The 1819-nt window shown below is 65.5% G+C and carries 1 protein-coding gene and 1 pseudogene; both read right to left on the minus strand.

All coding sequences use genetic code 11. The annotated features are described in order from the left end of the window. A pseudogene (locus tag U5798_RS36760) lies at positions 1-175 on the minus strand (multidrug transporter); the annotation flags it as partial. A gap of 2 nt (positions 176-177) precedes the next feature. Then, positions 178-1819 (minus strand): efflux RND transporter permease subunit (locus U5798_RS36765; protein ID WP_322084864.1); only part of this gene is annotated, 1642 nt, incomplete at its 5' end.

Below are 1819 nucleotides of genomic sequence, written 5' to 3' on the forward strand. Positions count from 1 at the left end.
CCGCCGCCTGGCCGTTCGCGCTGCGCGCGCCGGCAGCGCCCGGCTGCGTCGCATAGACGCCGCCGGCCGGGTACGCCTGCGCGACGGGTGCATCGGGGCGCGTGTAATGCGGCGCCATCGTGCAGCCCGCGGCAAAGAGCGCGACCGCGATTGCAGTCAAAGCATGTTTTTGCATCGTTACTGTCCCTTCGAATCGTGTGCGTCGTCGTGACCGCGCTGCAGGTCAGCCTGCACGAGGCGCCATGCGTCGTCGACGTTTTCCGTCTCGCCGCTGAAGATCGCGCGAACCCGCACGAAGAACATCGGGATCATGAAGATCGCGAGGAACGTCGCCGTGATCATCCCGCCGATCACGCCGGTACCGATCGCGTGCTGGCTGGCCGAACCCGCGCCGTTGCTGATCGCGAGCGGCAGCACGCCGAGCATGAATGCGAGCGACGTCATCAGGATCGGACGCAACCGCAGGCGCGCCGCCTCGATCGCCGCGCGCACCGGCCCCATGTTCCCGGCCGCCTGCAGATCGCGCGCAAACTCGACGATCAGGATCGCGTTCTTCGCGGACAGGCCCACGGTCGTCAGCAGGCCGACCTGGAAGAACACGTCGTTCTCGAGGCCGCGCAACATCGTCGCGAGCAGCGCGCCCACCACGCCGAGCGGCACGACCATGATCACCGAGAACGGAATCGACCAGCTTTCATACAGTGCCGCCAGACACAGGAACACGACGAGGATCGAGATCGCGTACAGGATCGGCGCCTGGGAACCGGACTGGATTTCCTGGAACGACAGGCCCGTCCACGAGTAGCCGATGCCTTCCGGCAGCTTGTTCGCGAGCGTTTCCATCGCGGCCATCGCCTGGCCGGTCGACTTGCCCTCCGCGGCCTGGCCCTGGATCTCGATCGACGACACGCCGTTGTAGCGCTCGAGCTTCGGCGAGCCGTAGATCCAGTGGCCGCTCGAGAACGCGCTGAACGGCACCATCCCGCCCGAACTGTTGCGCACGTACCAGATGTTCATGTCCTCCGGCGTCATCCGGAACGGCGCGTCCGACTGCACGTAGACCTTCTTGATCCGGCCGTCGGTATCGAGGAAGTTGTTCACGTACTGCGACGCCCACGCGATCGAGAACGTCTGGTCGATCGCCGCAGCCGTCACGCCGAGCGCATTCGCCTTCTCTCGATCGATGTCGACCTTGTACTGCGGCGTGTCGTTCAGGCCGTTCGGACGCACGAGCGCGAGCGCGGGATCCTTCGCGGCCATCCCGAGCAACTGGCCGCGCGCGGCCATCAACGCCTCGTGGCCGAGACCGGCGTTGTCCGTCAGCTCGAAGTCGAAGCCGGCGGCCGTGCCGAGTTCGGGAATCGACGGCGGGTTGAACGGAATCACCATCCCGTCCTTGTACGTCGAATAGTGCGCGAAGGTCCGGCCGATCAGCGCCTGCACCTTCTGGTCCGAACGCTGGCGCTGCTCGTACGGTTTCAGCTTCACGAACACGAGGCCCGCGTTCTGGCCGCGGCCCGCAAAGCTGAAGCCGTTGACCGTGAACACCGAGTCCACCACATCCTTCTCCGCGGTCGTCAGGTACGTGTTGATGTTGTCGAGCGTCTTGCCGGTCGTCTCTTGCGTCGAGCCTGACGGCGTCTGCACGATCATGAACATGTAGCCCTGGTCTTCATCGGGCAGGAACGACTTCGGCAGGCGCGTGAACATCACGCCGACCGCGATGAACACGGCCAGGTAGATCACGAGCCAGCGGCCCGAGCGGCGGATCACGTGGTTCACGCCACCCGTGTAGCGATCGCGACTGCGATCGAAAGTC

The sequence above is a fragment of the Burkholderia sp. BCC1972 genome, from assembly GCF_905339605.1.
In the GTDB taxonomy this organism is placed as follows: Bacteria; Pseudomonadota; Gammaproteobacteria; order Burkholderiales; family Burkholderiaceae; genus Burkholderia.